The sequence below is a fragment of the Falsiroseomonas sp. genome, assembly GCF_030695085.1.
Classification (GTDB): Bacteria; Pseudomonadota; Alphaproteobacteria; order Acetobacterales; family Acetobacteraceae; genus Falsiroseomonas.
Map to the genome: position 1 here is coordinate 1 of NZ_JAUYTS010000021.1, position 25,409 is coordinate 25,409.

The window sequence follows — 25,409 nt, forward strand, 5'->3', positions numbered from 1 at the left end:
CCGGGCGCCGCAAGCCCGGCCGGCTGAATTGGAGGCCGCCCGGGCATGGCGCCCGCGCGGCCGTGATGCGATGGACGGGGACGATCGATATGGCCGAGATCACCGCGGCGATGGTACGCGACCTGCGCGAGAAGACCGGCGCCGGCATGATGGACTGCAAGAAGGCGCTGGTGGAAGCCGCCGGCGACATGGAAGCGGCCATCGACTGGCTGCGCAAGAAGGGCCTTTCGGCCGCCGCCAAGAAGTCCGGCCGCGTCGCCGCCGAGGGCCTGGTGGCCGTCGCCTCCGGCCCCAACACCGCGGCGATGGTCGAGGTGAATGCCGAGACCGACTTCGTGGCGCGCAATGACGCCTTCCAGGCCTTCGTCGCGGAAGTGGCCAGCCTGGCGCTGTCCGTGGGCGATGACGTGGAGGCGCTGAAGGCCGCGACCTTCCCGGGCACCCAGCACTCGACGCAGGAGGAACTGACCCGCCTGATCGCCACGATCGGCGAGAACATGACCATCCGCCGCGCCAAGGTGCTGCGTGTGCCGTCCGGCACGGTGGCCACCTACATGCACAATGCGGTGAAGCCGGGCCTCGGCAAGATCGGCGTGCTGGTCGCGCTGGAAGCCGCCAGCGAGATCGAGGCGCTGGAAGGCCTCGGCCGCCAGATCGGCATGCATGTCGCGGCGACCCGCCCGGATGCGCTGGATGTCGACGCCGTCGACCCCTCCGCCCTGGAGCGGGAGAAGGCGGTGCTGCGCGAGCAGGCCGCAGCCTCCGGCAAGAAGCCGGAGATCATCGAGAAGATGATCGAGGGCCGCATCCGCAAGTACTACGAAGAAGTGGTGCTGCTGGAGCAGGTCTGGGTGCATGACGGTGAGACCCGCGTGCGCCAGGTGGTCCAGAAGGCCGGCGGCAAGCTGACCGGGTTCGCCCGCTTCCATCTGGGCGAGGGCATCGAGAAGGTGGCCAGCGACTTCGCCGCCGAAGTGGCCGCCGCCGCCAAGGGCTGAGCCGGCCCGGGGCCCGGCAGAAGGGTGCGGTCCGCCACGGGCGTGCTGCCCCTTCGCCTTGCCGCGGCCCCCCTTCGCCTTGCCGGCGCCACGGTGCGCCGCCTATGTTACGCAACGCAAGCCAGCCGGACCCCGTACAGAAGATGAGCAGAGCCCCCCTCTACAAGCGCGTGCTGCTCAAGGTCTCCGGCGAGGCTCTGATGGGCAATCGCGACTACGGCCTCGATATCGCCGTGCTGAAGAACATCGCGGAGGATATCCGCGATGTCGTGGCGCTCGGCGTCGAGGTCTGCATGGTGATCGGCGGCGGCAACATCTTCCGGGGTGTCGCCGGGGCTTCGGCCGGCATGGACCGGACCCAGGCGGATGCCATGGGCATGCTGGCCACCGTGATGAACGCGCTGGCCATGCAGAACTGGCTGGAAAAGCTGGGCGTGCCGACCCGCGTGCAGTCGGCCATCCCGATGGCCAGCCTGTGCGAGCCCTTCATCCGCCGCCGCGCCATGCGGCACATGGAGAAGGGCCGCGTCGTGATCTTCGCCGCCGGCACCGGCAACCCCTTCTTCACCACAGATACCGCCGCCGCGCTGCGCGCCAATGAGATGGCCTGCGATGCGCTGCTGAAGGGCACGCAGGTGGACGGCGTCTATTCCGCCGATCCGCGCAAGAACCCGAATGCAGAACGCTACACCACCATCACCTACCTCGATGTCCTCTCACGCGACCTCGCGGTGATGGATGCCGCCGCCATCAGCCTGGCGCGGGAAAACAAGCTGCCGATCGTCGTGTTCAATATCCACGAGCCCGGTGCCTTCACCGCCGTCATGAATGGCGAGGGTAAGTTCACCACCGTGGTCGATCCATAACCATCACCTGCCGCATTTTTCGACCACCAGGCAGCGTCGCCTGACTTGAAGATGCTTAGTTCGTGTGTCGCATTTTCCGGGTCGTCAGACTCGCGCCTGACTTGAAAATGCTTGAGAGGGAATCCGGGCATGGCCGCCGACTTCGCCGAATACAAGCTCGAGTTGCAGCGCCGGATGGACGGCGCGCTGGAGACGCTGAAGAAGGAATTCCAGGGCCTGCGCACCGGCCGCGCCAGCCCGGCGCTGCTGGAGCCGATCCGCGTCGAAGCCTATGGCAATGTGCAGCCGCTGGTGCAGGTCTCCAACATCTCCGTCGCCGGGCCCGGGCTGCTTTCCGTGCAGGTCTGGGACAAGTCCGTGGTGAAGGCGGTGGAAATCGCGATCCGCGATTCCGGCCTCGGCCTGAACCCGCAGACCGAGGGCCAGGTGATCCGCGTGCCCCTGCCGCCGCTGACAACGGAACGTCGAAACGATCTTGTGAAGACCGCATCGAAGTATGCGGAGGCCAGCAAGGTTGCAATGCGCGGCGTCCGGCGCGATGCCATGGAGACCGTCAAGGGCTGGGAGAAGGACAAGAAGTCCGAGGTGTCCCAGGACGACGTGAAGCGTTGGACGGATGAGATCCAGAAGATGACCGACCAGAGCATCAAGACCGTCGATGCCACCTTCGCGGAGAAGGAAAAGGACATCCGTACAAACTGATGGCGAGCTGGGCGGCTTGGATGCACGGGTGATGAGCGCGGCGGCAAAACCGCTGGGGCCGGCCGAGCAGCCGCTCGGTGCGCAACCGCAGGCGTGTGCCACGGACCCGGCGCATCCCGGCTCCGGCGGCCGGGCCCCGCAGCACATTGGCATCATCATGGATGGCAATGGCCGATGGGCCGCGGCCCGTGGCCTGCCGCGCGCCCTGGGCCACAAGGCCGGCGCCGAAGCGGTGCGCCGCACCATCGAGGCAGCGGCCAAGGCCGGCATCGGCTGGCTGACCCTGTTCGCCTTTTCCTCCGAGAATTGGAAGCGGCCGCCGGATGAGGTGCGGGACCTGACCGGCCTGATGCGGATGTACCTCCGCTCCGAGGTCGGCAGCCTGGCGAAGGAAGGCATCCGCCTGCGCGTGATCGGGGAGCGGGAGCGCTTCGGCGCGGAAACCGTGCGCGCGATCGGCGCGGCGGAGGTCGCGACGGCCCATGGCACCCGCCTCAACCTCAATGTCGCCGTCTCCTATGGCGGGCGGGCGGAGATCGTGACGGCGGCGCGCGATCTCGCGCGCCAGGTGGCCGCCGGCACGCTGGACCCCGAACAGGTGGACATGGCGACCTTTGCCAGCCAGCTTTCCACCGCTGGCATGCCGGACCCCGACCTCATCATCCGCACCAGCGGCGAACAGCGGCTGTCCAACTTCCTGCTGTGGCAATCGGCCTATGCCGAATTCGTCTTCCAGGATGTGCTGTGGCCGGATTACGACGCCTCGCATCTGGCGCAGGCCATCGCCGAATTTGCCCGCCGCGATCGCCGCTACGGCCTGCGCGTTGCGTGATACGGCTGATCGGATGACAGATTCAGGCGGCGCACCTGGCGCCGGCAAGCGTTGGACGGATCTTCGCAAACGCGCGCTTTCCGCCGCCGTGCTGCTGCCGGCGGCACTGGCCTGCATCTGGTTCGGCGCGGAATCCTTCACCGCGATGGTGGCGCTCGCCGTTGCGGTGCTGACCTGGGAATGGGTGCATCTGTGCGGCCGGCGGACCCGGGCCTTCCCGGGCCTTGCGGTGCCGCTCGTGGTGCTGGCGGCCGGTTCGCTGGCGGTGATGAACCAGGCGCGGGCCGCCCTCGTGGTGCTGCTGGCCGGCTCGGCCATCACCTGGCTCGGGGTGGCACGGATGGGCCGGCGCTCCGGCGTGACGCAGCCGGCGCGGCGGCTGGCGGCGGGGGTGCTCTATATCGGCCTGGCCGGCCTCGCGCTGATCGAGCTGCGCTATGACAATGAGGCCGGGCGCGGCAATGTGCTGTTCGTCTTCATCGTGGTCTGGGCCTCCGATATCGGCGCCTACATGGCCGGCCGGGCCTTTGGCGGGCCGAAGCTGGCGCCGGCGATCTCGCCCAACAAGACCTGGTCGGGCGCATTGGGTGGGCTGGCGGCGGCGCTGGTGTTCGGTGGCGCCTGCGCGCTGGCCTTCACGCCCGGGGCGGCGCTGGCCTCGATCGCCGTGGTGGTGGTGCTGGTGGGCGTCGCCTCGCAGGCGGGGGATCTTCTCGAATCGGCCATCAAGCGCCACTTCAACGTGAAGGACACCTCCTCCCTCATCCCCGGCCATGGCGGGCTGCTGGACCGGCTGGATGGGGTGCTGGCGGCAGCGCCGGTTGCGGCGCTGCTGTCCTATGCGTTGGGGCAGGGGCGGCCACTGTGGGGATGGGTCTGGTGACGCGTTCGGTATCCATCCTCGGCAGCACCGGATCCGTCGGCCGTTCCACCATGGCGCTGCTGGATGCGGCACCGGATGGCGCCTTCCGGGTCGAGGCGCTGGTCGCCAACCGGGATTTCGCCGTCCTCGCCGAACAGGCGCTGCGCCATCGGGCCCGGCTGGCCGTGGTGGCGGATGAGGGTGCCTATGCCGATCTGAAGGCGGCACTCGCCGGCAGCGGCATCGCCGTGGCGGCGGGACGCGCGGCGGTGGAGGAAGCGGCCGCACGCCCGGCGGACTGGACCATGGCGGCCATCGTCGGCGCGGCCGGGCTGCGCTCCACCCTCGCTTCGCTGGCGCGCGGCGGCACGCTGGCGCTGGCCAACAAGGAAAGCCTGGTCTGCGCGGCGGAGCTGGTGCTGGCCGTCGCGCGCCAGGGCGCGGCGACCCTGCTGCCGGTCGATTCCGAGCACAACGCCATCTTCCAGGCGCTCGATGGCCAGGACCCGGCGGGGGTCGAGAAGATCATCCTCACCGCCTCCGGCGGCCCGTTCCGCGAATGGAGCCTGGAGCGCATGGCCCGCGCCACCCCGGCGGAGGCGGTGCGCCACCCGGTCTGGTCGATGGGCGCCAAGATCAGCATCGATTCGGCCACCATGATGAACAAGGGGCTGGAGCTGATCGAGGCCGCCCGCCTGTTCCCCGTGCCGCCGGAGCGGATCGAGGTGCTGGTGCATCCGCAATCCGCCGTGCACGGGCTGGTGCAGTTCGCCGATGGCTCGTTGATGGCGCAACTCGGCACGCCGGATATGCGGACCCCCATCGCCCATGCGCTGGCCTGGCCGAAGCGCATCCATGTGGGTGCCCCGCGGCTGGATCTCGCAGCCCTCGGCCGGCTGGATTTCGCCGCCCCGGACCCCGCGCGCTTCCCGGCGCTGCGCCTGGCGCGGGAGGCCTTGCAGGCCGGCGGTGGCGCCCCGACTATATTGAATGCTGCGAACGAAGTGGCGGTGGGGATGTTCCTCGACGGCCGCCTCGGCTTCCTGGAGATCGCATCGGTGGTCGAGGCGACGCTGGAGGGTATGGTGACCGCGCGGGCGGAGGGGCTGGAGGATATCCTGGCGCTCGACGCCGCGGCCCGCCGCGCGGCAAGCCGCCACGCCGAGGCCCGCGCCGCGGTCGGCTGAGAGCTTTGGCGCGCCTGCGCCGGTTTCGTTTTTGGCGCTCCGCGCCTGTTAAGTTTTTGGCGCTCCGCGCCTGTGGAGAACACCTTGGATTTCCTTCCCGAACCGATCCGCACCATCCTGGCCTTCGTGGTCGTGCTGGGTGTGCTGGTGTTCTTCCATGAGCTTGGCCACTACCTCGCGGCCCGCTGGCGCGGCGTGCATGTCGAGCGTTTCTCGGTCGGCTTCGGCCGCGCGATCGCCTCCTGGAGCGACCGGCAGGGCACGGAATGGCGCATCGGCTGGCTGCCGCTGGGTGGCTATGTGAAGCTGCACGGCCAGGAACAGCCGGAAGACGCGCCGGAAGCGGTGCGCGCGGCGTGGCGCCCGGGCCAGACCTTCCATGAGAAGCCGGTGGGCGACCGTGCCATCATCGTGGCCGCCGGCCCGCTGGCCAACTTCATCCTCGCCGCCCTGATGTTCGCCGCGCTGTACATGACAGTGGGCCAGCCCGCCGCCACCACGGCCGTGGGCACCGTGCAGGAAGGCTCCGCCGCCGCCAGCGCCGGGCTGCTGCCGGGCGACCGGATCGTCGCGCTGGATGGCCAGCCGGTGATGCGGTTCGAGCAGGTGCAGCGCCACGTCCAGCCGCGTGCCGGCACGCCGATCGCGGTGACGGTGGAGCGTGACGGCGTGGAGCGGACGCTGACCGCGACCCCCATCGCGCGGGCGATGGGCGAGACCTCCGTCGGCATCCTCGGCGTCGGCGCGGCGCCGGCGCAGTTCGAGCGGATGAACCCCTTCAGCGCGGTCTGGGCCGGCACCACGCAGACCGCGGACATCACCGTGCAGACGCTGGGCGCGGTGTGGCAGATGATCGCCGGCGGGCGTGGGGCGGAGGAACTCGGCGGGCCGCTGCGGATCGCGCAGATGTCAGGCCAGGTGGCGGAGCTTGGCATCGCCAGCCTGATCTCCTTCATGGCCGTGCTGTCCGTGAACCTGGCGCTGATCAACCTGTTCCCGATACCGGTGCTGGATGGCGGGCACCTGATGTTCTACGCGGCGGAGGCGATCCGCGGCCGGCCGCTGCCGCCGCGGGCGCAGGAATATGGCTTCCGCGCCGGATTCGCGCTGCTGATCACCCTGTTCGTCTTCGCCACTTGGAACGACCTTTCGCAATTCGGCCTGTTCCGCTGGGCAGCGGGGCTGTTCGGCTGAACCCGGGTCCGCCTAAAATCTCAAGGATTTTCAGTGGCCCGGGCGCCACGGCCCAGCCTGCTGCCCCGCTTCGGCCGCTTTTGCCAGGCAGTCTCCGGCATACGGGCCCGGGGGGCGCGCCGCCGGGGGTGGCGGCCCCCTGGTGGCTCGGGTAGTCTCCGCAGCCTTACTCACCCCCCCGGGGATACACCTCTTGGTCGCCAATCGGCTTCTCCTGCTCGCCGCCACCTGCCTCGTCCCCGTCGGCCTCGCGCTGAACGCGGAAGCGCAGACCCGCGGTCCGCGCGCCCCCACCGCCGCAACGCTCCCCGCCTCCGGCGTGGTGCGCGGCATCGATGTCACCGGTAACCAGCGGATCGAGGCGGATACCATCCGCTCCTACATGCTGTTGCAGCCGGGCGACCCGTTCAATGCGGACCGGCTGGACCGCAGCCTGCGGACGCTGTTCGCCACCGGCCTGTTCCGGGACGTGACGGTGGCCCGCGATGGCGACCGCATCCGTGTGGCGGTGGAGGAGAACCCGATCGTCAACCGGGTGGCCTTCGAGGGCAACAGCAAGGTCTCCGATGACGTGCTGACCCCGGAGGTGACGCTGCGCGCCCGCGCCGTGTTCACGCCGCAGGCGGCGCAGGCGGACCGGCAGCGTATCCTCGACCTCTACGCCCGCCGCGGCCGCTTTGCCGCGCGCGTGGAGCCGAAGGTCATCCAGCTCGACCAGAACCGCGTCGACGTGGTGTTCGAGATCACGGAAGGCGAGGCCGCGCTGGTCAGCCGGATTTCCTTCGTCGGCAACACCGCCTTCTCCGACAGCCGGTTGCGGGACGTTGTGGCGACGCGGGAACAGGCCTGGTACCGCATCCTCTCCACCTCCGACATCTATGACCCGGAGCGGCTGAATTTCGACCGCGAATTGCTGCGCCGCTATTATCTGCGCCGGGGCTATGCCGATGTGCAGGTCACCGGCGCGGTGGCCGAGCTGGCGCCGGATCGCAGCGGCTTCTTCGTGACCTACACGATCGACGAAGGCCCCCGCTACCGCGTCGGCAAGGCCGAGATCACCAGCACGCTGCGCGGCGTCGAGCCGGACTCGCTGCGCCGCGAGCTCGCGATCTCCGAGGGCGACTGGTACGACGGCGATGCGGTCGAGCGTTCGGTCGAGGCGCTGTCCGATGCCGTCGGCCTGCGCGGCGTGCCCTTCGTGGAAGTCCGCCCCCGCGTGGTGCGCGACCGGGAGAACCGGCGCGTCGACGTGACCTTCGAGGTCGCCGAGGGCGCCCGCGCCTATGTCGAGCGCATCGACATCACCGGCAACAGCCGCACCGCGGACCGCGTCATCCGCCGCGAATTCCGTATCGCGGAAGGTGATGCCTTCAATGCCGCGCAGGTGCGCCGTTCGCGCCAGCGCATCCGCGACCTGGGCTATTTCGGCGGTGCCGAGATCGCCGTGCAGCCCGGCTCCGCACCGGACCGCACGGTGCTGCAGACCACCGTCTCGGAACGCCCGACCGGCGAAATCTCGCTCGGCGGCGGCTTCTCCACCGATGCGGGCCTGCTGACCGATTTCGGCATCCGGGAACGCAATTTCCTCGGCTCCGGCATCGATGCCCGTTTGCAGACCCTGCTGGCGCAGCGCCGCACGCAGGTGGATTTCTCGGTGACCGATCCTGCCTTCCTGGACCGCAACCTGGCGGCCGGCGTGGATCTTTTCTACATCACGCGGAACCTTCAGGACACGTCGAGCTACTCCGAGAAGCGCGTCGGCGCCGTGTTGCGGGCCGGGTATGAGTTCAACGAACGGGTGCGGCAGAGCTGGGCCTACAGCCTGGTGCAGCGCGATGTCTTCGACGTCGACTCGACGGCCAGCCGGTTCATCCAGGAACAGCGCGGCGTCACGCTGCTGTCGCAGCTCGGCACCACGCTGTCCTACGACGTGCGCGACAGCCGGATCGAGCCGCGCAGCGGCTACATCGTTCGCGTCGGAACGGATGTCGCGGGTCTCGGCGGCGATGTCGCCTATGTTCGCTGGCGCGGCGACGTGGCGGGCTACATCCCGCTCGAGCGCGTCCTCGGTGCGCCGGAATACGTTCTGGCATTGCAGGCCGGTGTCGGCCTGCTGACCCCCTGGGGCGACCGGCCGGAGCGGATCATCGACCGCTTCTTCCTGGGCGGCGACAATCTGCGTGGCTTCGCCCTGGCCGGTGCCGGCCCGCGCGATACTTCCACGAACGGCAATGACGACCCGCTGGGCGGCCGCCTGATCTGGACGCAGACGACGGAGCTTCGCTTCCCGCTGCCGCTGCCCTCCGAGATCGGGTTGATCGGCCGCGCCTTCGTCGATGTCGGCTCGCTGTCGGAAACGCCGGTGACCGGGATTGGCGTGCAGGATGACAGCTCGCCCCGTGTCGGCGCCGGTGTCGGCATCTCCTGGCGCACACCGGTCGGCCTGATCAATATCGACATCGCCCAGGCGGTGGTGAAGAAGTCCTACGACGAGACGCAGCTGGTGCGCTTCGGCTTCGGCACCCGCTTCTGAGCATTATCGTGGAAATTCGTCCCATGCGCCTGCGTCATCTTCTTGCGGCTTCCCTGTTGTTCGCGCCGCCCCTGCTGCTGACCCTGCCGGCTTCGGCGCAGCAGCAGGGCCAGCAGTGGTTCGTCCCGCCCGCGGGGCAGCCGCAGGGCCAGCAGCAGCGGCCGGCCCAGACCCAGCAGCGCCCGGCGCAGACACCGCAGCGCCCGGCGGCACAGCAGCCCGCCGCCGGCCAGCGCCCGCCGGCGCCGGTCATTGCCATCGTCGACATCCCCGAGGTGCAGCGCCTGTCCGCCGCCTTCAACCAGGTGCGGGAGGAGATCGAGCGTCGCCGCGCCAAGCTGAACGAGGATCTGCAAGGCGAGCAGGGCCGCTGGCGCGAGGAGCAGCAGTCCCTGGCCGCCGCCCGTGCCACCCTGGCACCCGAGCAGCTTCGTGCGCGGGAGCGTGACCTGCAGGAACGCATCACCGACGCGCAGCGCATCTTCCGCGACCGGTCGCGCGCCATCGACCAGGCGGCGCAGGCCGGGTTGCAGCAGATCGAGCAGGCGCTGGGCGCCGTGATCCGCCAGGTCGCCGCCTCCCGCGGGGTGAATATCGTGCTGCCGCGGCCGCTGGTGATCTTCAACGATGCGGCCTTCGACCTGACGGATGAGATTTCCGCGCAGATGAACCGGGTGCTCCGCAGCGTGAACATGCCGGCCGAGGGCGCCCCGCCGACCGATGCGGCCCCGGGCGCGCCTGCTGCCGGTGCCGCGCCGAATGGTGCGCCGCCGCCGCCGCCGCCGCAGGCCCCCGCGGCGCCGGCGCGACGGAACTGAGCCATGGCGGCGGATCCCCGCTTCTTTCCGGCGGGGTCCGCCCTGACCCTGGCCGAGGCCGCGGCCGCCGCCGGGGGTGAACTGATCGGCGGCGATGCCACGCTGCGGATCACCGGCGTCGGGCCGCTGCAATCGGCCGGGGCCAGCGAAATCAGCTTTCTCGACAACCGGCGCTACCTGCCGCTGCTGGCGGAAAGCCGGGCGGCGGCCGTGGTGCTGGCGCCGGATCTGCTGCCTCGCCTGCCGGAAGGCCGTGCGGCGATCGTGACGAAGCAGGCCTATCTCGGCTTCGGCCGCATTGCCCGCGCCCTGCATCCCGTGCCGGCGCCGCGGCCGGGTATCCATGCCACGGCCGTGGTCGACGCCACCGCGCGGATCGGGGCCGGGGTTGAGATCGGACCCTATGCCGTGGTCGAGGCCGGGGCGGAGATCGGCGAGGGCTGCATCATCGGCCCGCATGCCGTGGTCGGCGCGGGCGTTGTGCTGGGGCAGGGCTGTCGCATCGGTGCGCATGCCAGCCTGTCGCATTGCATCGCCGGGCGCTTCGTCGTGCTGCATCCGGGTGCACGGGTCGGCCAGGAAGGCTTCGGTTTCGCGGTGACGCCGGAGGGGCGGTTCGAGACCATGCCCCAGCTGGGCCGCGTGCTGCTGGGCGATGCGGTGGAGATCGGCGCCAATGCCTGCGTCGATCGCGGCAGCCAATCCGACACCGTGCTGGGGGCGGGAACGCGCCTCGACAATCTGGTGCAGATCGGCCACAACGTGAGCACCGGCAAGGGATGCGTGCTGGTGGCCCAGGTCGGTATCTCCGGCTCCACGCGCCTCGGCAACGGGGTGCAGATGGGCGGTCAGTCTGGCATGTCCGGTCATCTCGAGATCGGCGACCGGGTGCAGGTGGCGGCCCAGGCCGGCGTCATGTCCGATGTCGGTCCGGGTGAGATCGTCGGCGGGTCACCCGCCTGGCCGATGCGCGAGACGATGCGCGCCTATGCCGCGCTGCGGAAACTGGCCGGCCGGCCCAGGGCCAAGCCGGCACCCTAATTCGCCTGGGAGCGAACGGAAGACAGGATCATGGACGCGACCGCAGAGAATACGCCGGCCACCGCGGCGGAAGCCCCCGAGGGGACCGTTGGTGTCTACGACATCGCCCGCATCATGCAGGCCATCCCGCACCGCTTTCCCTTCCTGCTGGTGGATCGCGTGGTGGAGATCGTGCCGAATGTCTCGGCCGTCGGCATCAAGAACGTCTCGATCAACGAGAATTTCTTCCAGGGCCACTTCCCGCAGCATCCGGTCTTCCCGGGCGTGCTGATCATCGAGAGCATGGCGCAGACAGCCGCCGTGCTGGTGGTGGAAACGCTGGGTCCCAGCGCCCAGGGCAAGCTGGTCTATTTCATGACCGTGGACAGCGCGAAGTTCCGCAAGCCGGTGGTGCCGGGCGACCAGATGCGTGTGCATGTGCTGAAGGAAAAGCAGCGCGGCAACATCTGGAAGTTCACGGCCGAGGCCAAGGTGGACGGCAAGGTGGTGGCCGAGGCCAGCTACGCCGCCATGATCCTCGACAAGTGAGCGAACCCGTCCGCGTGGATTCCGAAATCATGCCGGCCCAAAGCCATAACGGCTTCATCCACCCCGCCGCCCATGTCGCGGCCGGGGCGCAGATCGGTGCCGGCTGCCACATCGGCCCCGGCTGCGTCGTGGGGCCGGAGGCGGTGCTGGGGCAGGGCGTGGAACTCATCGCGCATGTCGTGCTCGATGGCCGCGTGACGCTGGGCGACGGGGTGAAGGTGTACCCCTTCGCCGCCATCGGCCTGCCGCCGCAGGACCTCAAGTACAAGGGCCAGCCTACCGGCGTTTCCATCGGCGCCCGAAGCCAGATCCGCGAACATGTCACCATCCATCGCGGCAGCACCGGCGGCGATGGCATGACGCGGATCGGCGCGGATTGCCTGGTGATGTGCGTCGCCCATATCGGGCATGACTGCCGGATCGGCGACAATGTCATCCTGGTGAACAACGTGATGTTGGCCGGCCATGTGGAGATCGGCGATTTCGCCGTGGTCCAGGGCGGTGCCGCCGTCCAGCAATTCGTCCGCATTGGCCGCATGGCCATGGTGGCCGGCATGTCCGGCGTGGAACGCAACGTGCTGCCCTATGGCCGCGTGAAGGGCTTTCGCGCCAAGCATGCGGGCCTCAACACCATCGCCATGCGGCGCCGCCTCGGGCTGAGCAAGGACCAGGTGGTGACGGTAGCGCGCGCGGTGCACGATCTGTATCGCGGTGGCCGGCCGGATGAGGCGGTGGGCAGCGTCGCCGCCGCCTATCCCGGCAATGCGCTGGTCGAGGAAATCCTGGCCTTCACCCGCAACCGCGGCCGCCACGGCCTGATCCCCTTCGGCCGCTACGGCGACGAGGAGGAGAGCGGGGAGGCGGCGTGACCGGCGGCCTGCAAACCCTCGGCTTGATCGCGGGCGGCGGCGTCATGCCGCTGCGGGTGGCGGATGCGGCGCGGCGCGCCGGCCGCCCCGTCTTCGCCGTGCTGGTCGAAGGTTTTGCCGATCCGCGCGAATGGGCGGCCTGGCCGCATGAGGTGGTACGCCTCGGCGCCGTCGGCCGCATGCTCGGGCTGCTGCGGCGACAGGGCGCGCGGCAGCTGGTGCTCGCCGGGCGCGTGACGCGCCCCTCCATCCTGTCGCTACGCCTGGATGGGGAGGGTCTGCGGCTGGCGGCCAGGGTTGGTCGCCGGGCGCTGTTCGGCGGCGATGATGCGCTGCTGACCGCCGTCGTCACCGTGCTGCGCGACGAGGGCTTCGAGCCGCTGGGCGCGCAGCACATCTTCGCCGAATTGCTGATCGAGGCCGGCTGCCCGACCCGCGCCCAACCGGATGCGGAGGCGCTGGAGGATATCCGCCGCGGAATCACCGTCGCGCGCCAGCTCGGCGCCGCCGATGCCGGCCAGGGCTGCGTCGTGCAGCAGGGTCTCGTGCTGGCGCTGGAAGCCATCGAGGGCACCGATGCCATGATCGCCCGCGCCGGCGAGATGCGCCGCGAAGGCCCGGGCGGCGTACTGATAAAACTGGTGAAGCCGGCGCAGAGCAAGCTGGTGGACCTGCCCGCCATCGGCCCGGACACCATCCGCGCCGCCGCCGCGGCGGGCCTGCGCGGCATTGCCGTGGAAGCGCGACGGAACGGCCATGTGGGCACCATCGTTCTGGATCGCGACACCACCATATCGGAGGCCAACGCTGCGGGGCTGTTCCTGCTGGCGATGGACGCAGACCACATCCTCAAGGAAGGAACCACCCCATGAGCCAGGGCTCGCTGCTGCACACCATGATCCGCGTCGGCAACCTCGAACGCAGCGTGGATTTCTACACCAAGCTGCTCGGCATGAAGGAACTGCGCCGCCGCGACGTGCCGGATGGCAAGTACACCCTGGTCTTCGTCGGCTACGCGGAGGAATCGACCGGCGCCGCCGTGGTGGAGCTGACCTACAACTACGGCACCGAGACGTATGAGATGGGCAACGCCTTCGGCCATCTCGCGGTCGGCGTGCCGGACATCTACGCCACCTGCGATAAGCTGCGCGCCGGCGGCGCCAAGATCACGCGCGAGCCCGGCCCGGTGAAGTTCGGCACCACGGTCATCGCCTTCGTCGAGGATCCGGACGGCTACAAGATCGAGCTGATCGAGCGGAAGTAGCCCGACCCGAATGGCGATCCTGACGCCGCTGGAGGATGCCCTCGCCGGCATGACCGATGCGGCGCGGGCGCTCGCGGGGCGGGAGAGGGTGCGGCTGGCCGTTACCGGCCTGTCGCGGGCCGGGAAGACGGTATTCCTGACCTCGCTGGTGGCGAATCTGCTGGCGGCGGGGCAGGGGGTGAACACGCTGCCCGCCCTGGCGGCGGCCTCCGGCAACCGCTTGAAGGGCGCACGGCTGGTGCCGCCCGGCATCGAATCCACGCCGCGCTTCGACGCGGCCGCGCATCTGGAGGCGCTCGCCGCCGACCCGCCGCGCTGGCCGGAACGCACGGAGGATCTCTCCACCCTGGAAATCGCGCTGGACCTCGCCCCCGCCTCCTGGCTCGGCCAGGCGCGTGGCTGGGTGGCAGGGGAACGGCGCGTCACGCTGGAATTGCTGGATTATCCGGGCGAGTGGCTGCTCGACCTGCCGATGCTGGACCAGTCCTATGATGACTGGTCGCGGGAGACACTGGCCCGGCTGCGCCAGGGGCGGCGGGCCGCGGCGGCCGAGGACTTTCTTCAATTCGTCGATGCCTTGCCAGCTGGCGCGCGGGATGACGAGGCGCTGGCCCGGCAGGGCTTTCGCCTGTATCGCGCCGCGCTGCTGCGCTGCCGGGACGATCTCGGTTTTCGCTTCCTTCAGCCCGGCCGGGCGCTGAACCCGGGGCCGCGGGGGGAAGCGCCGCTGCTGTGGTTCTTCCCGCTGCCCGGTGGCGGCCAGGGCGAGCTGGGCCGGCTGCTGGCGCGGCGCCACGCAGCCTATCTGGCGGACCAGCGCAGCGCCTTCTTCGAACCCTTTTTCCGCCGCTTCCGTCGCCAGGCGGTGCTGGTCGATGCGCTGGGGTCGCTGCATGCCGGAGAGGAAGCCTTCGACGACACCGCCGCGGCACTTTCCGCCATCGCCACCTCGCTGCGCCGTGGCGGCGGCTGGCTCAACCTGCTGACCGGCCAGGGCGTGCAGCATGTCGGCTTCGCCGCCACCAAGGCCGACCATGTGCCGGAGGCGCAGCGCAAGGCGCTGGTCGGGCTGCTGGGGGATCTGGTGGGGCGGGACACGGCGGGCGCCGGGGGTGCCACCACCTCCGTCCACGCCATCGCCGCGCTGCGCTGCACGCAGGACGACATGGCCCGCGTCGATGGGCGGGACGTGCAGGCGGTGCGCGGCGTGCTGCTCGATGGCGGCCGCAGCGCGCGGATCTATCCCGGGGAGGTACCGGACCGCCGCCCGGATCGCGCCTTCTGGCGCAGCGGCGAATTCCGCATGCCGGTGTTCCGCCCGCCACGGCTGACCGGTGACGGGCTGGCCGGCATGCCCCATCTCGGGCTGGACCGGATGCTGGCATCCCTGATCGGAGACCTGCTGTGAGCGATACCCCGCGCGGCCCCCGCATCCTGACCGAGGAAGCCGGCGCCCCGGCACCACGCCTCGATTTCGGCTGGGACCAGGCGGTGGCGCCGGTGGCCGTGCCGCCCCCCGCGCGCGGGCGCTGGTCCGCCGTGGGGTTGGCGGCGGCGGGCATCGGCGTGCTGCTGCTGGGTCTCTCGGCCATCGATGTCGGCGGCTATGTCGCGGACCAGTTCACCCGCGCGGCCTGGCTCGGCTGGCTGACGCTGGGCGTCGCGGTGGCCGGCTACGGGCTGATCGCCGCCGCCTTTCTGCGCGAGTTGCGCGGCCTGGCCGGCCTTGGCACGGTGGAACGCGGCCGGGCGGCGGTGGCGCGCGGCGATTTCGCGGCCAGCCGGGCGGCGCTGCTGGATTGGGCGGCGCGGGTTCCGGAGGCACAGCCGATGCTGCCCGCGCTCCGCAAGGCGCCGGATTTGCCGACGCTGCTGGCGCTGCTGGAGGCCGGGCCGCTGGCCGCCCTCGACCGCGCCGCCGTCTCCGCAGGCCGCGCCGCTGCGCTGCAATCGCTGGCCGCCACCGCCATCGTGCCATCCCCGGCGCTGGACGGTCTGTTCATCGCCTGGCGTGGCCTGCGCCTGGTGCGGGAAGTGGCGATGATCCACGGCCTGCGCCCGGGCCTGCTCGGCACCATGCGGCTGCTGCGGCGGACCTTGTTCGAGGCCGGTGCGGTGGCGGCGGCCGATGTCGCGATCAATGCGGCGGTCACCGCGGTCACCACCAACCCGCTGGTCGCCTCCGTCGTCGGCGATGCGGCGACGGGGGCGGTCGCCGCGCGGCGCATGCTGCTGCTGGCCCGCGCCACGGCACGCGCCTGCCGCATCGTCACGCCGCGCTGATCATGCAGTAATACCCAGACCAGACGGAGAGCCTCGCCATGCCCTATGTGATCGCCGACGACCTGCCCGACGCCCCCGCGGGGCAGCGCTTCCGCGCGCTGCTCGATCGTCCGCAGATCCTGCAGATGCCGGGCGCGCATCTCGGCATCGCGGCGCTGCTGGCGAAGCAGGCGGGGTTCGAATCGCTGTACATGTCCGGCGCCGCGATGTCCGCCACCATGGGCCTGCCGGATCTCGGCATGATCACGGTGGATGATGTCGCCTTCCATATCCGCCAGGTGGCCCGCGCCTCCGGCCTGCCGATCCTGGTGGATGGCGATACCGGGTACGGGGAGGCGCTGAACGTCATGCACATGGTGCGGACGTTCGAGGAAGCGGGCGCGGGCGCGGTGCATCTGGAAGACCAGCTGCTGCCGAAGAAATGCGGCCATCTGAACGACAAGAAGCTGGCCGATGCGCGGGACATGGCGGCCAAGGTCGCCGCCGCGCGCAAGGCTCGAAAGCACCTGTACATCATCGCCCGCACCGATGCGGTGGCGAGCGAGGGCATGGATGCCGCCGTGGCGCGGGCGCAGATGTATCTCGATGCCGGGGCCGATGCGATCTTCCCGGAAGCCCTGGTGACGCGGGAGATGTTCGCCGAATTCGCCCGCCGGATGCCGGGCGTGAAGCTGCTGGCGAACATGACCGAATTCGGCCGCACGCCCTTCTTCACGGCGCAGGAATTCCAGGACCTCGGCTATGCCATGGTGATCTGGCCGGTCAGCCATCTGCGCATCGCGGCCAAGGCGATGGAGGAGCTGTATGCCGCGATCAACCGCGATGGCGGCACGATGAAGATGCTGGACCGGATGCAGACCCGCGCCCAGCTCTACGCCACCATCGGCTACCACGACTATGAGGCGCTGGATTCCAGCCTGGTGGCGACGGTGATCCCGGAGGGGATGCCGCAGCCATAGGCCCTCAGACGCCGAAGAAGGCCTGGATCTCCGCCATGCTGGCGAACAGGATGTCCGGCTCCGCCGCCGCCAGCGCCGAGGGCAGGGCGTAGCCCCAGGCCACCGCGCCGGCGACCAGGCCGGCGCTGCGGGCGGCGGCGATGTCGCGCAACTCGTCGCCGATGGCGATCGCCTCGCCCGGCAGCCGCCCGGTGCGCCGCAGCACCTGGCGGAAGCGGGAGGCCTTGCCGAACAGCGTGGCATCGCAGGCCCAATGCCCGATATGCGCCGCGGCCTCCGCGCCCAGGGCGCGGCGCGCATTGATCTCGGAGTTGGAGGACACCAGCGCCAGCGTCACCCCCGCCTCCCGCAGCCGTGCCAGCATGGCAGCGGTGCCGGGGAACAAAGGTGGCGGCGGGGCGGCGGCGGCCAGGCCCTTGATGTGCGAGGCGATGCGCGGAAGCTTCCACAGCGGCACGCCGAGGACGCGCATGATGCTGCGCGCATCCCGGTCGCGCAGCGACTCGGCCTCCGCCCTGTCGATGCGACGGAATCCGAAATGCCGGGCGGCCTGGTCCAGCGCCTCGAACATCACGTCTCGGCTATCGGCCAGGGTGCCGTCCAGGTCGAAAAGTGCGAGGCGGGGCACGGCGTGCCGTCGGGCCCGCACGGTGCGGATGGCGTGGGAATCGATCGAGCTGTCCACCCGCTCCGTCTGTCCTGTCCGAATTGTAATTCAGACTCATGGCCCGCCAGACTGCGGACGGCAAGTAAATTTAGCGGGGTAGGTCATTAAGTTAAGTCGGGAGCCAGGGACGCGCGCGGGCCGTACAACCCGTGTCTGCACCACAGGACGAAGACCGGCTTGGGAGTTTGAGAAATGGCTCCGGCGGTAGGATTCGAACCTACGACCAACGGATTAACAGTCCGCTGCGCTACCGCTGCGCCACGCCGGATCAGCCAGTGGGGGGGGCTATAGCAAGCACCCGGTCCCCGGTAAACCCGCCCCTTGCCGATTGGCGATGGACGGGGGGTAGAAAGGCCGCGGCCGGAATCGAACCGGCATATACGGATTTGCAGTCCGCTGCATCACCACTCTGCCACGCGGCCCCAAGCGTGGCGTGCCACGCGGGAAGCGGGGCCTCTATCCGGCAGGGCGGCCCGCGGGTCAAGAGTCCAGCGAGCCTCGCCGGGGCGCGTGAAGACTTCGGCAATCCGTTGCCCGGATGCTGCGTCGCGGAAGTGCTGCTTGGCCGCGCGGCGGCCCGGACGTATAAGCGGCGTATGGACAAGGCGGCGACGATGGACCTGGATCATGCGCAACCGCGTGTCGTGGCGGATGCCGAAGATGGCATGGCGACGGCGCGCCGCTTCATGGTGGACGGCCAACTGCGGCCGAACAAGGTGACGGACCCGCGGCTGCTGGCCGCAATGGGCGACCTGCCGCGGGAACGCTTCCTGCCGCCCAGCCTCGCCGCCCGTGCCTATGCGGATGAGGATGTGCGCCTGCCCGGCGCCCGCGCCCTGATGCAGCCGATGGCAGTCGCCCGGCTGCTGCAATTGCTGCGAATCCGCGATGGGGACCGGCTGCTGGTGCTCGGCGCCGGTACCGGTTACGCGGCCGCCGTGGCGGCATCCTGCGGCGCGCGGGTGGTTGCGGTCGAATCGGATGCCGCGTTGCTGGCCATCGCCCGTCAGGCGCTGGGCGGGCTGCTGCCGGCCGGAGCGGTGACCCTGGTGCGGGCGGACCCGGCCCCGGGGCACGCCGCCGGCGCGCCCTATGATGCCATCCTGATCGAGGGCGAGGTGCCGTCGGTGCCCGATGCCATCGCGGCCCAGCTTGCCGAAGGTGGCCGCCTCGCCACTGTGCTGGCGGCACCGGATCGTGGCGCATCCTCGCGCGCGGTGTGGGGCGTGCGTCATGCCGGCAGCTTCAGCGTGACGGATGCCTTCGATTGCGCCACGCTGCCTCTGCCCGCCTTCCAGCCCGCCCCGGCTTTCGTCTTCTGATGCGCGGCCCCGCCCCGGCGGGGCGACCGGTGCGGAAGATCTGGTCGCAGGTGAATTGAAGACCCGCCCCGCTTCGCGGGTTGTAGGAGCCGCAGTCCGATGATGTTCTCCCGTCCCACCCTCGCGCTCGCGGCGCTGCTGGCCGCTCCGCCGGCGCTGATCGCACCCGCCGCGGCGCAGTCGCTGCAGGATGCGCTGGCACTGGCCTATGCCAACAACCCGACCCTTCAGGCTGCCCGCGCGCAGCTTCGGGCGGTGGATGAAAATGTCCCGCAGGCCCTGGCCGGTTGGCGCCCCACCGTGCAGGTGGCCGGCAGCATCGGCACCGCACAGGGACGCAGCACCAACACCGCGGCCGGCGTGCGCACCAATCTGGACCGCAACCCGGCCGCGCTCCAGGCCTCCGTGACGCAGCCGCTGTATCGTGGCGGCCGCACCACCGCCTCGACCCGGCGGGCGGAAAACCAGGTGCTGGCGCAGCGCGCGCGGCTGCTGGCCACCGAACAGCAGATCCTGTCGGATACGGTGAACGCCTATGTCGCCGTGATCCGGGACCAGGAGGAAGTGCGCCTCAACATCAACAATGAGCAGGTGCTGACCCGCCAGCTTCAGGCCACCAACGAACGCTTCCGGGTGGGTGAAATCACCCGCACGGATGTGGCACAGGCCGAAAGCCGGCTGGCTGGCACGCGCGCGGCGCGCGCCGATGCGGAGGGGCGCCTGCAGCAATCCCGCGCCAGCTTCACCCGGCTGGTGGGCCAGCCGCCGCAGCGCCTGGTGGCGCCGCAGCCGCTGCGCGTGCCGCTGGCCACCGCGGCGGAGGCGGGCACGCTGGCGGGCCAGAACAACCCCAACGTGGTCGCCGCCCTGTTCGACGAGGCGGCGGCGCGGGACCTGGTGGATGTGAACTTCTCCACCCTGCTGCCGCAGGTCAGCCTGAATGGCAGCACCTTCCGCAACGACAACAACGCACAGCCCGATACGCGCGCCACCGGCAGCCAGGTGACCGCGAACCTGACCGTGCCGATCTACCAGGGCGGCGCGGAATACGCGCAGGTTCGCCAGGCGCGGCAATCCGCCCAGCAGGCGCGCCAGCTTGTCGACGACCAGCGTCGCCTCGCCACCCAGCAGGCCACCTCGGCGTGGGAGACGCTGACCGCGGCCCGCGCCCAGGTGGATAGCGTACGGGCGCAGATCCGCGCCGCCGAGATCGCGCTGGATGGCGTGCAGCGGGAGGCCGTGGTCGGCAGCCGCACCACGCTCGATGTGCTGAATGCGGAGCAGGAACTGCTGAACGCCCGCGTCAGCCTGGTGCGCGCGCTGGCCAATGTGATCACCGCCTCGCACAGCCTGGCGGCTTCGGTCGGGCGGCTCACGGCGCGGGACCTCAGCCTGCCGGTGCAGATCTATGACATGGAAGCCTATTACAACGCAGTGCGGACCCGCTGGGCCGGCTTCGGTGACTATGCCGTGCAAGGGCGCTGAGGCATGAGCGGCACGGGTCAGCCGGGCCGGCCGCCGGGTGGCGGCTCGGATCCGGCGATGGACGATATCCTCGCCTCGATCCGGCGCATCCTGAACGAGGATGAGGCGCAGGAGGCCCAGGACAACAAGGCGGAGCCGGAGCCGCTGGATCTGACGGAGGCGATGCTGGTCGCCGCCCCGCCGGCGCCGGCGCCGGCGCCGGAGCCGGAACCGGAGCCTGAACCCGAACCCGAACCGGAACCCGAGCGGGGACCGCCACCACGCGCGGCGGCACCGCCGGAGCCACGCCCGGAACCCGCGCCGCAGCCGGAAGCCGATCCGGAGATGACGGTGGCCAATGTGATGTCCGCGGCGGAGGGTCTCATCGCCCCGGCCGTGGCCGCCGCCACCACCGCCACCCTCGCCACCTTGCTCCGCAGCGTGGCGGCGGAGCGTAGCGCCACCGTCAGCCGTGCCGGCCCCTCGATCGAGGATGTGGTGCGGGAGGAAATCCGCCCGCTGCTGAAGTCCTGGCTCGACCAGCACCTGCCGCCCTTGGTGGAGCGCCTGGTGCGGGTGGAGATCGAGCGGGTGATCGGGCGCGCAGCACCCTGATCCTTCCGGGCCGGGCTGAACCGCCCGGCACCTCCAGCGCGGCGCGGCATGGAATACCCGCCGCGCCCGGCGCGCCCCTTGACGAAGCCCGGCGGCCGGGGAAGGGATGCCGCATGCTCGACAAGACCTTCGACCACGCCGCCATCGAACCCCGCCTCTATCAGGGCTGGGAGGATTCAGGCGCCTTCGCGGCGCACCCCGAGGGTGCGGCCAAGCCCTTCACCATCATGATCCCGCCGCCCAACATCACGGGCAGCCTGCATATCGGCCACGCGCTGACCATGACGGTGCAGGACATCCTGACCCGCTTCCGCCGGATGCAGGGCCGCGACGCGCTGTGGCAGCCCGGCACGGACCATGCCGGCATCGCGACCCAGATGGTGGTGGAGCGCCTTCTCGCCTCCCAGGGCCAGAAGCGCCGCGAGATGGGGCGCGAGGCCTTCCTCGCCCATGTCTGGGAATGGAAGCGCGAATCGGGCGGCACCATCACCCGCCAGCTCCGCCGCCTCGGCGCCAGCCTGGACTGGCCGCGGGAGCGCTTCACCATGGATGAGGGCCTGTCCGAGGCCGTCCGCGAAGTGTTCGTCACCCTGCACAGCCAGGGCCTGCTGTATCGCGACAAGCGGCTGGTGAACTGGGACCCGGTTTTCCAGACCGCGATCTCGGACCTTGAGGTCGAGAGCCGGGAGGTGAAGGGCCATATCTGGCACCTGCGCTACCCGGTGGAGGGCGAGCCGGGCCGCTTCGTCACGGTGGCCACCACGCGGCCGGAGACGATGCTCGGCGACACGGCGGTGGCGGTGCACCCCGAGGATGCGCGCTACACGGACCTGGTGGGCAAGCACCTGGTGCTGCCGCTGACCGGACGGCGCATCCCGGTGGTGGCGGATGCCTATTCGGACCCCGAGAAGGGCACCGGCGCGGTGAAGATCACGCCTGCGCATGACTTCAACGATTTCGAGGTGGGCAAGCGCCACGGCCTGGCCAGCCCCTCCGTCCTCGATGCCGATGCGAAGGTGACGCTGGCCGAGATCCCCGGCCCCTGGGCCGAGCCGGATTTCCTCCGCAGCCTGGACGGGCTGGACCGCTTCGCGGCGCGCAAGGCCATCATCGCCAAGCTGGAGGAGATGGAGCTGCTGGCGGCGGTGGAGCCGCATGTGAACCAGGTGCCGCATGGCGACCGATCGGGCGTGCCGATCGAGCCGCGGCTGACCATGCAATGGTATGTGGACGCCAAGACCCTGGCGCAGCCCGCCATCCGCGCGGTGGAGACCGGCCAGACCGTCTTCGTGCCGCGCCAGTGGGAGAACACCTTCTTCGCCTGGATGCGCGACATCCAGCCCTGGTGCGTCAGCCGGCAATTGTGGTGGGGCCACCAGATCCCCGCCTGGTATGCGCCGGATGGCGAGGTCTTCGTTGCCAAGACCGAAGCCGAGGCGCAGGCCGCCGCCAGGGCCAAATTCGGCCGCGATGTGGAACTGGTGCGCGACCCGGATGTGCTGGACACCTGGTTCAGCAGCGCCCTCTGGCCGTTCAGCACCCTCGGCTGGCCGCAGCAGACCCCGGAACTGGCGAAATACTACCCCGGCGATGTGCTGGTGACGGGCTTCGACATCATCTTCTTCTGGGTCGCCCGGATGATGATGATGGGCCTGCACTTCATGGATGGCCGCGTGCCCTTCGAGAAGGTCTACATCCACGGCCTGGTCCGGGATGAGAAGGGCCAGAAGATGTCGAAGTCCAAGGGCAACGTCATGGACCCCCTGGAACTGATCGAGGCCTACGGCACGGACGCGCTGCGCTTCACCATCGCCTCGCTGACCGGGCCGGGCCGCGACGTAAAGCTCGGCCGCAAGCGCGTGGAAGATTTTCGTTCCTTTGGCACCAAGATCTGGAACGCGGCGCGCTTCCTGGAGATGAACGGGATCAAGGCCGACCCCTCCTTCGATCCGGCCTCCGCGACAACGCCGCTTGCGCGCTGGATCCTGGATGGCGCGAACCGCGCGGTGGCGGAGGCCACAGCGGCGCTCGAGGCCTTTCGGTTCGATGAGTATGCGGCAGCGTCCTACCGCTTCGTCTGGGGCAGCTTCTGCGACTGGTTCCTGGAATTCGCCAAGCCCGTGCTGAATGGCCCGGATGGCCCGGCGAAGGACGAGGTGAAGGGCGCCGCCCAGCATGTCTTCGGCACCATCCTGAAGCTGCTGCACCCGGCCATGCCCTTCATGACGGAGGCGCTGCACGCCGAATTCGGCTACGGCGCCGAATGCACCCTGATCCGCGCCGCATGGCCGGGCGCCGTGCCGGTGGCCGATGCCGAAGCCGCGCGGGAGGAACTGGATTGGCTCGTCGGCCTGATCGGCGAGGTGCGCGGCGTGCGGGCCGAGATGAATGTGCCGCCCTCCGTCACCGTGCCGCTGCTGCTCTCCGGTGCCTCCGGCACCACGCTCGCCCGCGCCGAGGCCTGGATCAATGTGATCCGCCGCATGGCGCGTGCCACCGAGGTTCGGCCGCTGGACGGCGCCGTGCCGAAGGGCGTGGCGCAGGTCGTGGTGGGGGAAACCACGGTGATGCTGCCGCTGGCCGATGTCATCGACCTCTCGGCCGAGCGCGCCCGCCTCGGCCAGGCCCGCGCCAAGGCGGAGGCCGAGGCGGCAAAGGTGACCGCCAAGCTCGGCAATGCCGATTTCGTCGCCCGGGCGAAGGAGGAGGTGGTGGAGGAAAACCGCGACCGCCTCGCCGCCTTCCAGGCGGAGATGGCGCGGCTGGATGCGGCCTTGGCGCGGATCGCGGGCTAGCTAGCGGTAGGCCAGACCCGTCACCGGGTCGCAGGGCGGGTCCGCCGTGGCGGGAATGGCATGCAGCGCCTTTTCCCGCTCTCCTGGCCGCGTGGTGAACTGCTCCGGCGGGTCACCGGGCGGATAGGCGCCGACCACCAGCAGGTCGTCGGACTGGCCCAGGTTGCGATGCGCGGTGCCGGCTGGCAGCACCACCACATCGCCGGCCACCAGATCCAGGTCCACCCCCGCCTCGGCGCCCAGTCGCACCCGCACATGCCCGCGGGCGATGGCCAGCGCCTCATGCGCATTGGGGTGGTAGTGGTCGAATTCGTAGATCCCGTTGCGCCAGGCCGGCGGCCAGCCATGCCGCGCGAACAGCGCCTCTGCCGCTGCCGGGTCGCCGGGCTGCGTAGCGCCGCGGTGCAGCAGCACGGGCAGGCGCGGGTTGTTGGGGATCTGGCCGCCCTGGCTGGCGCTATCCGCCAGTGTCAGCCGCTCTGCGCCATCGGCGCCGCGTTCATGCATGTCCGGAACCCTCCATCGGGAGGGCCAGACGCCCTAGCGCTCCAGAAGTTGCGCCGCCAGGCGCTGATGCTGCGCGGCGTGGGGGGAGGGGTATTCGGCCACCTCTGTGAAGCGCGGTGCCTCGGCGGTCATCATCCGCGTGCCGGCGGGGCGGTTGTAGATGAAACCATGGGTCGGGTAGGTGCGGCCGAAGCTGCTGTTGTCATGCCCCACCTGCACGCGCACCGCGGTCCAGTCATTGCGGTCGGACACGTCCATCACCATCACGCCACGCATCACGGTGCCGCGGCGGATGCCGGGGCCGCCCCAGTTGGAATGGTCGATCTGGATGGTGCGCGGGCCAACGACCCGGCTGACCACGGCGACATGGCCGCGCTGCATGCCGCCCGAGGCCGTGAAGGCGAGTACGGAGCCGCGCTCCGGCGCATTGCCGCGGGCATAGCTGCCGGCCGCGTTGCTCCACCACAGGCGGGCATCGCCGCTGATGTTCATGCCCGTGGCCATGCGCGCGAAGGGCACGCAGGACAGGCCGGAGGTGACGGAAACGGGCAGGATCGGGGTGCCGGCACCGTTGCCATAGGCGGGGCGCAGCAGGTTCTGCGGCACGCTCATGGAAACCTGCTGGGGCGCCAGGCTGTGGCGCGATTCAACGGCGGCACCCTGGCGGCGCGCGGTGGCGGCCTGGCGGGTTGCCGCGGCACGGGCGGCGGCCTGGGCGCGGAGCTGCGCCTGGCTGGAAGCGTTAGGGGCGGTGGCAGCGGCGACGGGGCGGGCCTGCTTCTGCGCGGTGCGCTGGCCCCGTTCGGATGCCTCGGCCGGTACCTGGATCAGGGCAGTGCCCATCAGGACACAGAGTACTGCAAGCGTGCCTTTTGCCCGCATCTACCATCCCCTGTTTCGCCGCCGGCCGGCCCTCGTGGCGCGTCCTGACGCCTGCGGTAACCGGCAGCGGCGGGACCGGGCAAGCCGCTGTGATCAGTCGGGCGGATTTACAGGGTGATTCGTTCATCACGCGCCCGGGAGGGGCTGATGGAACAGATCATCTTCCTAGGTTGAAACACGGCGAAACACGAAGCCACAGTGTTGCGGCATAAATGCAACAC

Annotated in this window: 24 protein-coding genes and 2 tRNA genes; 21 read left to right on the plus strand and 5 right to left on the minus strand. The window is 70.2% G+C overall.

All coding sequences use genetic code 11. From position 1 onward, the window contains the following. Positions 1–89 precede the first annotated feature (89 nt). The 17 genes from tsf (at position 90) to prpB (ending at position 16,936) form a co-directional block, all read left to right on the plus strand. Positions 90–998: a translation elongation factor Ts gene (gene tsf / locus Q8S40_RS01960; RefSeq protein ID WP_304816217.1), complete on the plus strand. Its 909-nt coding sequence runs from the start codon at positions 90–92 to the stop codon at positions 996–998. 143 nt (positions 999–1,141) lie between these two features. After that, positions 1,142–1,864, plus strand: coding sequence for a UMP kinase (pyrH, locus tag Q8S40_RS01965; protein ID WP_304816215.1), 723 nt, complete (start codon positions 1,142–1,144; stop codon positions 1,862–1,864). Positions 1,865–1,993: 129 nt separating this feature from the next. Next, entirely contained in the window at positions 1,994–2,566 is a 573-nt protein-coding gene (frr, locus tag Q8S40_RS01970) for a ribosome recycling factor (RefSeq protein WP_304816213.1), read from the plus strand. Positions 2,567–2,723: 157 nt separating this feature from the next. Continuing rightward, complete coding sequence (uppS, locus tag Q8S40_RS01975) at positions 2,724–3,398, plus strand: polyprenyl diphosphate synthase (protein ID WP_370690884.1); 675 nt, start codon at positions 2,724–2,726, stop codon at positions 3,396–3,398. Between the two features lie 13 nt (positions 3,399–3,411). Further along, positions 3,412–4,281 carry a phosphatidate cytidylyltransferase gene (locus tag Q8S40_RS01980; RefSeq protein ID WP_305669094.1) on the plus strand — a complete coding sequence of 290 codons (870 nt, stop codon included), beginning with the start codon at positions 3,412–3,414 and terminating at the stop codon, positions 4,279–4,281. After that, positions 4,269–5,447, plus strand: a complete 1,179-nt coding sequence (gene dxr, locus Q8S40_RS01985; RefSeq protein ID WP_305669095.1) for a 1-deoxy-D-xylulose-5-phosphate reductoisomerase — start codon at positions 4,269–4,271, stop codon at positions 5,445–5,447. Before Q8S40_RS01980 ends, dxr begins: the two co-directional genes overlap by 13 nt. Positions 5,448–5,531: 84 nt before the next feature. Beyond that, positions 5,532–6,641 carry an RIP metalloprotease RseP gene (gene rseP, locus Q8S40_RS01990; protein ID WP_304816207.1) on the plus strand — a complete coding sequence of 370 codons (1,110 nt, stop codon included), beginning with the start codon at positions 5,532–5,534 and terminating at the stop codon, positions 6,639–6,641. Positions 6,642–6,834: 193 nt separating this feature from the next. Further along, entirely contained in the window at positions 6,835–9,174 is a 2,340-nt protein-coding gene (gene bamA, locus Q8S40_RS01995; RefSeq protein ID WP_305669096.1) for an outer membrane protein assembly factor BamA, read from the plus strand. A gap of 23 nt (positions 9,175–9,197) precedes the next feature. After that, a complete protein-coding gene (locus Q8S40_RS02000; RefSeq protein ID WP_304816204.1) occupies positions 9,198–9,992 on the plus strand; it encodes an OmpH family outer membrane protein in 795 nt (264 codons plus the stop codon). A 3-nt stretch (positions 9,993–9,995) separates the two neighbouring features. After that, positions 9,996–11,033, plus strand: coding sequence for a UDP-3-O-(3-hydroxymyristoyl)glucosamine N-acyltransferase (gene lpxD, locus Q8S40_RS02005; protein WP_305669097.1), 1,038 nt, complete (start codon positions 9,996–9,998; stop codon positions 11,031–11,033). 30 nt (positions 11,034–11,063) lie between these two features. Continuing rightward, the gene (gene fabZ, locus Q8S40_RS02010; protein WP_304816200.1) at positions 11,064–11,561 is read left to right on the plus strand and encodes a 3-hydroxyacyl-ACP dehydratase FabZ; all 498 of its coding nucleotides are present in this window, start codon (positions 11,064–11,066) and stop codon (positions 11,559–11,561) included. Between the two features lie 29 nt (positions 11,562–11,590). After that, the gene (gene lpxA / locus Q8S40_RS02015; protein WP_305669098.1) at positions 11,591–12,430 is read left to right on the plus strand and encodes an acyl-ACP--UDP-N-acetylglucosamine O-acyltransferase; all 840 of its coding nucleotides are present in this window, start codon (positions 11,591–11,593) and stop codon (positions 12,428–12,430) included. After that, positions 12,427–13,302, plus strand: coding sequence for an LpxI family protein (locus Q8S40_RS02020; protein WP_305669099.1), 876 nt, complete (start codon positions 12,427–12,429; stop codon positions 13,300–13,302). Before lpxA ends, Q8S40_RS02020 begins: the two co-directional genes overlap by 4 nt. Beyond that, positions 13,299–13,694, plus strand: a complete 396-nt coding sequence (gene gloA / locus Q8S40_RS02025) for a lactoylglutathione lyase (RefSeq protein WP_304816195.1) — start codon at positions 13,299–13,301, stop codon at positions 13,692–13,694. Before Q8S40_RS02020 ends, gloA begins: the two co-directional genes overlap by 4 nt. Before the next feature lie 10 nt (positions 13,695–13,704). Then, positions 13,705–15,102, plus strand: a complete 1,398-nt coding sequence (locus tag Q8S40_RS02030) for a YcjX family protein (protein ID WP_305669100.1) — start codon at positions 13,705–13,707, stop codon at positions 15,100–15,102. Next, positions 15,099–15,977, plus strand: a complete 879-nt coding sequence (locus tag Q8S40_RS02035; RefSeq protein ID WP_305669101.1) for a DUF697 domain-containing protein — start codon at positions 15,099–15,101, stop codon at positions 15,975–15,977. Before Q8S40_RS02030 ends, Q8S40_RS02035 begins: the two co-directional genes overlap by 4 nt. A gap of 38 nt (positions 15,978–16,015) precedes the next feature. After that, the gene (prpB, locus tag Q8S40_RS02040) at positions 16,016–16,936 is read left to right on the plus strand and encodes a methylisocitrate lyase (RefSeq protein WP_305669102.1); all 921 of its coding nucleotides are present in this window, start codon (positions 16,016–16,018) and stop codon (positions 16,934–16,936) included. Positions 16,937–16,940: 4 nt separating this feature from the next. Here the strand turns inward: prpB and Q8S40_RS02045 are convergent, their stop codons facing one another. The 3 genes from Q8S40_RS02045 to Q8S40_RS02055 form a co-directional block, all read right to left on the minus strand. Then, positions 16,941–17,621 (minus strand): HAD hydrolase-like protein, encoded by a 681-nt coding sequence (locus Q8S40_RS02045; RefSeq protein WP_305669103.1) that lies wholly within the window; start codon positions 17,619–17,621, stop codon positions 16,941–16,943. A 175-nt stretch (positions 17,622–17,796) separates the two neighbouring features. Further along, positions 17,797–17,871, minus strand: a tRNA-Asn gene (locus tag Q8S40_RS02050). 83 nt (positions 17,872–17,954) lie between these two features. Further along, positions 17,955–18,025 (minus strand) — tRNA-Cys (locus tag Q8S40_RS02055). A 192-nt stretch (positions 18,026–18,217) separates the two neighbouring features. Here Q8S40_RS02055 and Q8S40_RS02060 point away from each other — a divergent pair. The 4 genes from Q8S40_RS02060 to Q8S40_RS02075 all read left to right on the plus strand — a co-directional run bounded on the left by Q8S40_RS02060 (position 18,218) and on the right by Q8S40_RS02075 (position 23,799). Beyond that, on the plus strand, positions 18,218–18,925 hold the full coding sequence (locus Q8S40_RS02060; protein ID WP_305669104.1) for a protein-L-isoaspartate O-methyltransferase: 708 nt from the start codon (positions 18,218–18,220) through the stop codon (positions 18,923–18,925). A gap of 99 nt (positions 18,926–19,024) precedes the next feature. Beyond that, complete coding sequence (locus Q8S40_RS02065; RefSeq protein ID WP_305669105.1) at positions 19,025–20,410, plus strand: TolC family outer membrane protein; 1,386 nt, start codon at positions 19,025–19,027, stop codon at positions 20,408–20,410. 3 nt (positions 20,411–20,413) lie between these two features. Continuing rightward, a complete protein-coding gene (locus Q8S40_RS02070; RefSeq protein WP_305669106.1) occupies positions 20,414–21,004 on the plus strand; it encodes a DUF2497 domain-containing protein in 591 nt (196 codons plus the stop codon). Positions 21,005–21,117: 113 nt separating this feature from the next. Beyond that, a complete protein-coding gene (locus Q8S40_RS02075; protein WP_305669107.1) occupies positions 21,118–23,799 on the plus strand; it encodes a valine--tRNA ligase in 2,682 nt (893 codons plus the stop codon). Here Q8S40_RS02075 and Q8S40_RS02080 read toward each other — a convergent pair whose 3' ends face one another. Together Q8S40_RS02080 and Q8S40_RS02085 are read right to left on the minus strand one after the other, a co-directional pair. Beyond that, positions 23,800–24,306, minus strand: coding sequence for a cupin domain-containing protein (locus tag Q8S40_RS02080; protein ID WP_305669108.1), 507 nt, complete (start codon positions 24,304–24,306; stop codon positions 23,800–23,802). 33 nt (positions 24,307–24,339) lie between these two features. Continuing rightward, complete coding sequence (locus tag Q8S40_RS02085) at positions 24,340–25,149, minus strand: CHAP domain-containing protein (RefSeq protein WP_305669109.1); 810 nt, start codon at positions 25,147–25,149, stop codon at positions 24,340–24,342. Positions 25,150–25,409 lie beyond the last annotated feature (260 nt).

Excerpts from the sequence above, each read along its gene's own strand:
- tsf (WP_304816217.1), top strand. The coding sequence starts at position 90 with ATGGCCGAGATCACCGCGGCGATGGTACGCGACCTGCGCGAGAAGACC.
- pyrH (WP_304816215.1), top strand. The coding sequence starts at position 1,142 with ATGAGCAGAGCCCCCCTCTACAAGCGCGTGCTGCTCAAGGTCTCCGGC.
- frr (WP_304816213.1), top strand. The coding sequence starts at position 1,994 with ATGGCCGCCGACTTCGCCGAATACAAGCTCGAGTTGCAGCGCCGGATG.
- uppS (WP_370690884.1), top strand. The coding sequence starts at position 2,724 with ATGGATGGCAATGGCCGATGGGCCGCGGCCCGTGGCCTGCCGCGCGCC.
- Q8S40_RS01980 (WP_305669094.1), top strand. The coding sequence starts at position 3,412 with ATGACAGATTCAGGCGGCGCACCTGGCGCCGGCAAGCGTTGGACGGAT.
- dxr (WP_305669095.1), top strand. The coding sequence starts at position 4,269 with ATGGGTCTGGTGACGCGTTCGGTATCCATCCTCGGCAGCACCGGATCC.
- Q8S40_RS02000 (WP_304816204.1), top strand. The coding sequence starts at position 9,198 with ATGCGCCTGCGTCATCTTCTTGCGGCTTCCCTGTTGTTCGCGCCGCCC.
- lpxD (WP_305669097.1), top strand. The coding sequence starts at position 9,996 with ATGGCGGCGGATCCCCGCTTCTTTCCGGCGGGGTCCGCCCTGACCCTG.
- fabZ (WP_304816200.1), top strand. The coding sequence starts at position 11,064 with ATGGACGCGACCGCAGAGAATACGCCGGCCACCGCGGCGGAAGCCCCC.
- lpxA (WP_305669098.1), top strand. The coding sequence starts at position 11,591 with ATGCCGGCCCAAAGCCATAACGGCTTCATCCACCCCGCCGCCCATGTC.
- gloA (WP_304816195.1), top strand. The coding sequence starts at position 13,299 with ATGAGCCAGGGCTCGCTGCTGCACACCATGATCCGCGTCGGCAACCTC.
- Q8S40_RS02030 (WP_305669100.1), top strand. The coding sequence starts at position 13,705 with ATGGCGATCCTGACGCCGCTGGAGGATGCCCTCGCCGGCATGACCGAT.
- prpB (WP_305669102.1), top strand. The coding sequence starts at position 16,016 with ATGCCCTATGTGATCGCCGACGACCTGCCCGACGCCCCCGCGGGGCAG.
- Q8S40_RS02060 (WP_305669104.1), top strand. The coding sequence starts at position 18,218 with ATGGACCTGGATCATGCGCAACCGCGTGTCGTGGCGGATGCCGAAGAT.
- Q8S40_RS02065 (WP_305669105.1), top strand. The coding sequence starts at position 19,025 with ATGATGTTCTCCCGTCCCACCCTCGCGCTCGCGGCGCTGCTGGCCGCT.
- Q8S40_RS02070 (WP_305669106.1), top strand. The coding sequence starts at position 20,414 with ATGAGCGGCACGGGTCAGCCGGGCCGGCCGCCGGGTGGCGGCTCGGAT.
- Q8S40_RS02075 (WP_305669107.1), top strand. The coding sequence starts at position 21,118 with ATGCTCGACAAGACCTTCGACCACGCCGCCATCGAACCCCGCCTCTAT.
- Q8S40_RS02080 (WP_305669108.1), bottom strand. The coding sequence starts at position 24,306 with ATGCATGAACGCGGCGCCGATGGCGCAGAGCGGCTGACACTGGCGGAT.
- Q8S40_RS02085 (WP_305669109.1), bottom strand. The coding sequence starts at position 25,149 with ATGGGCACTGCCCTGATCCAGGTACCGGCCGAGGCATCCGAACGGGGC.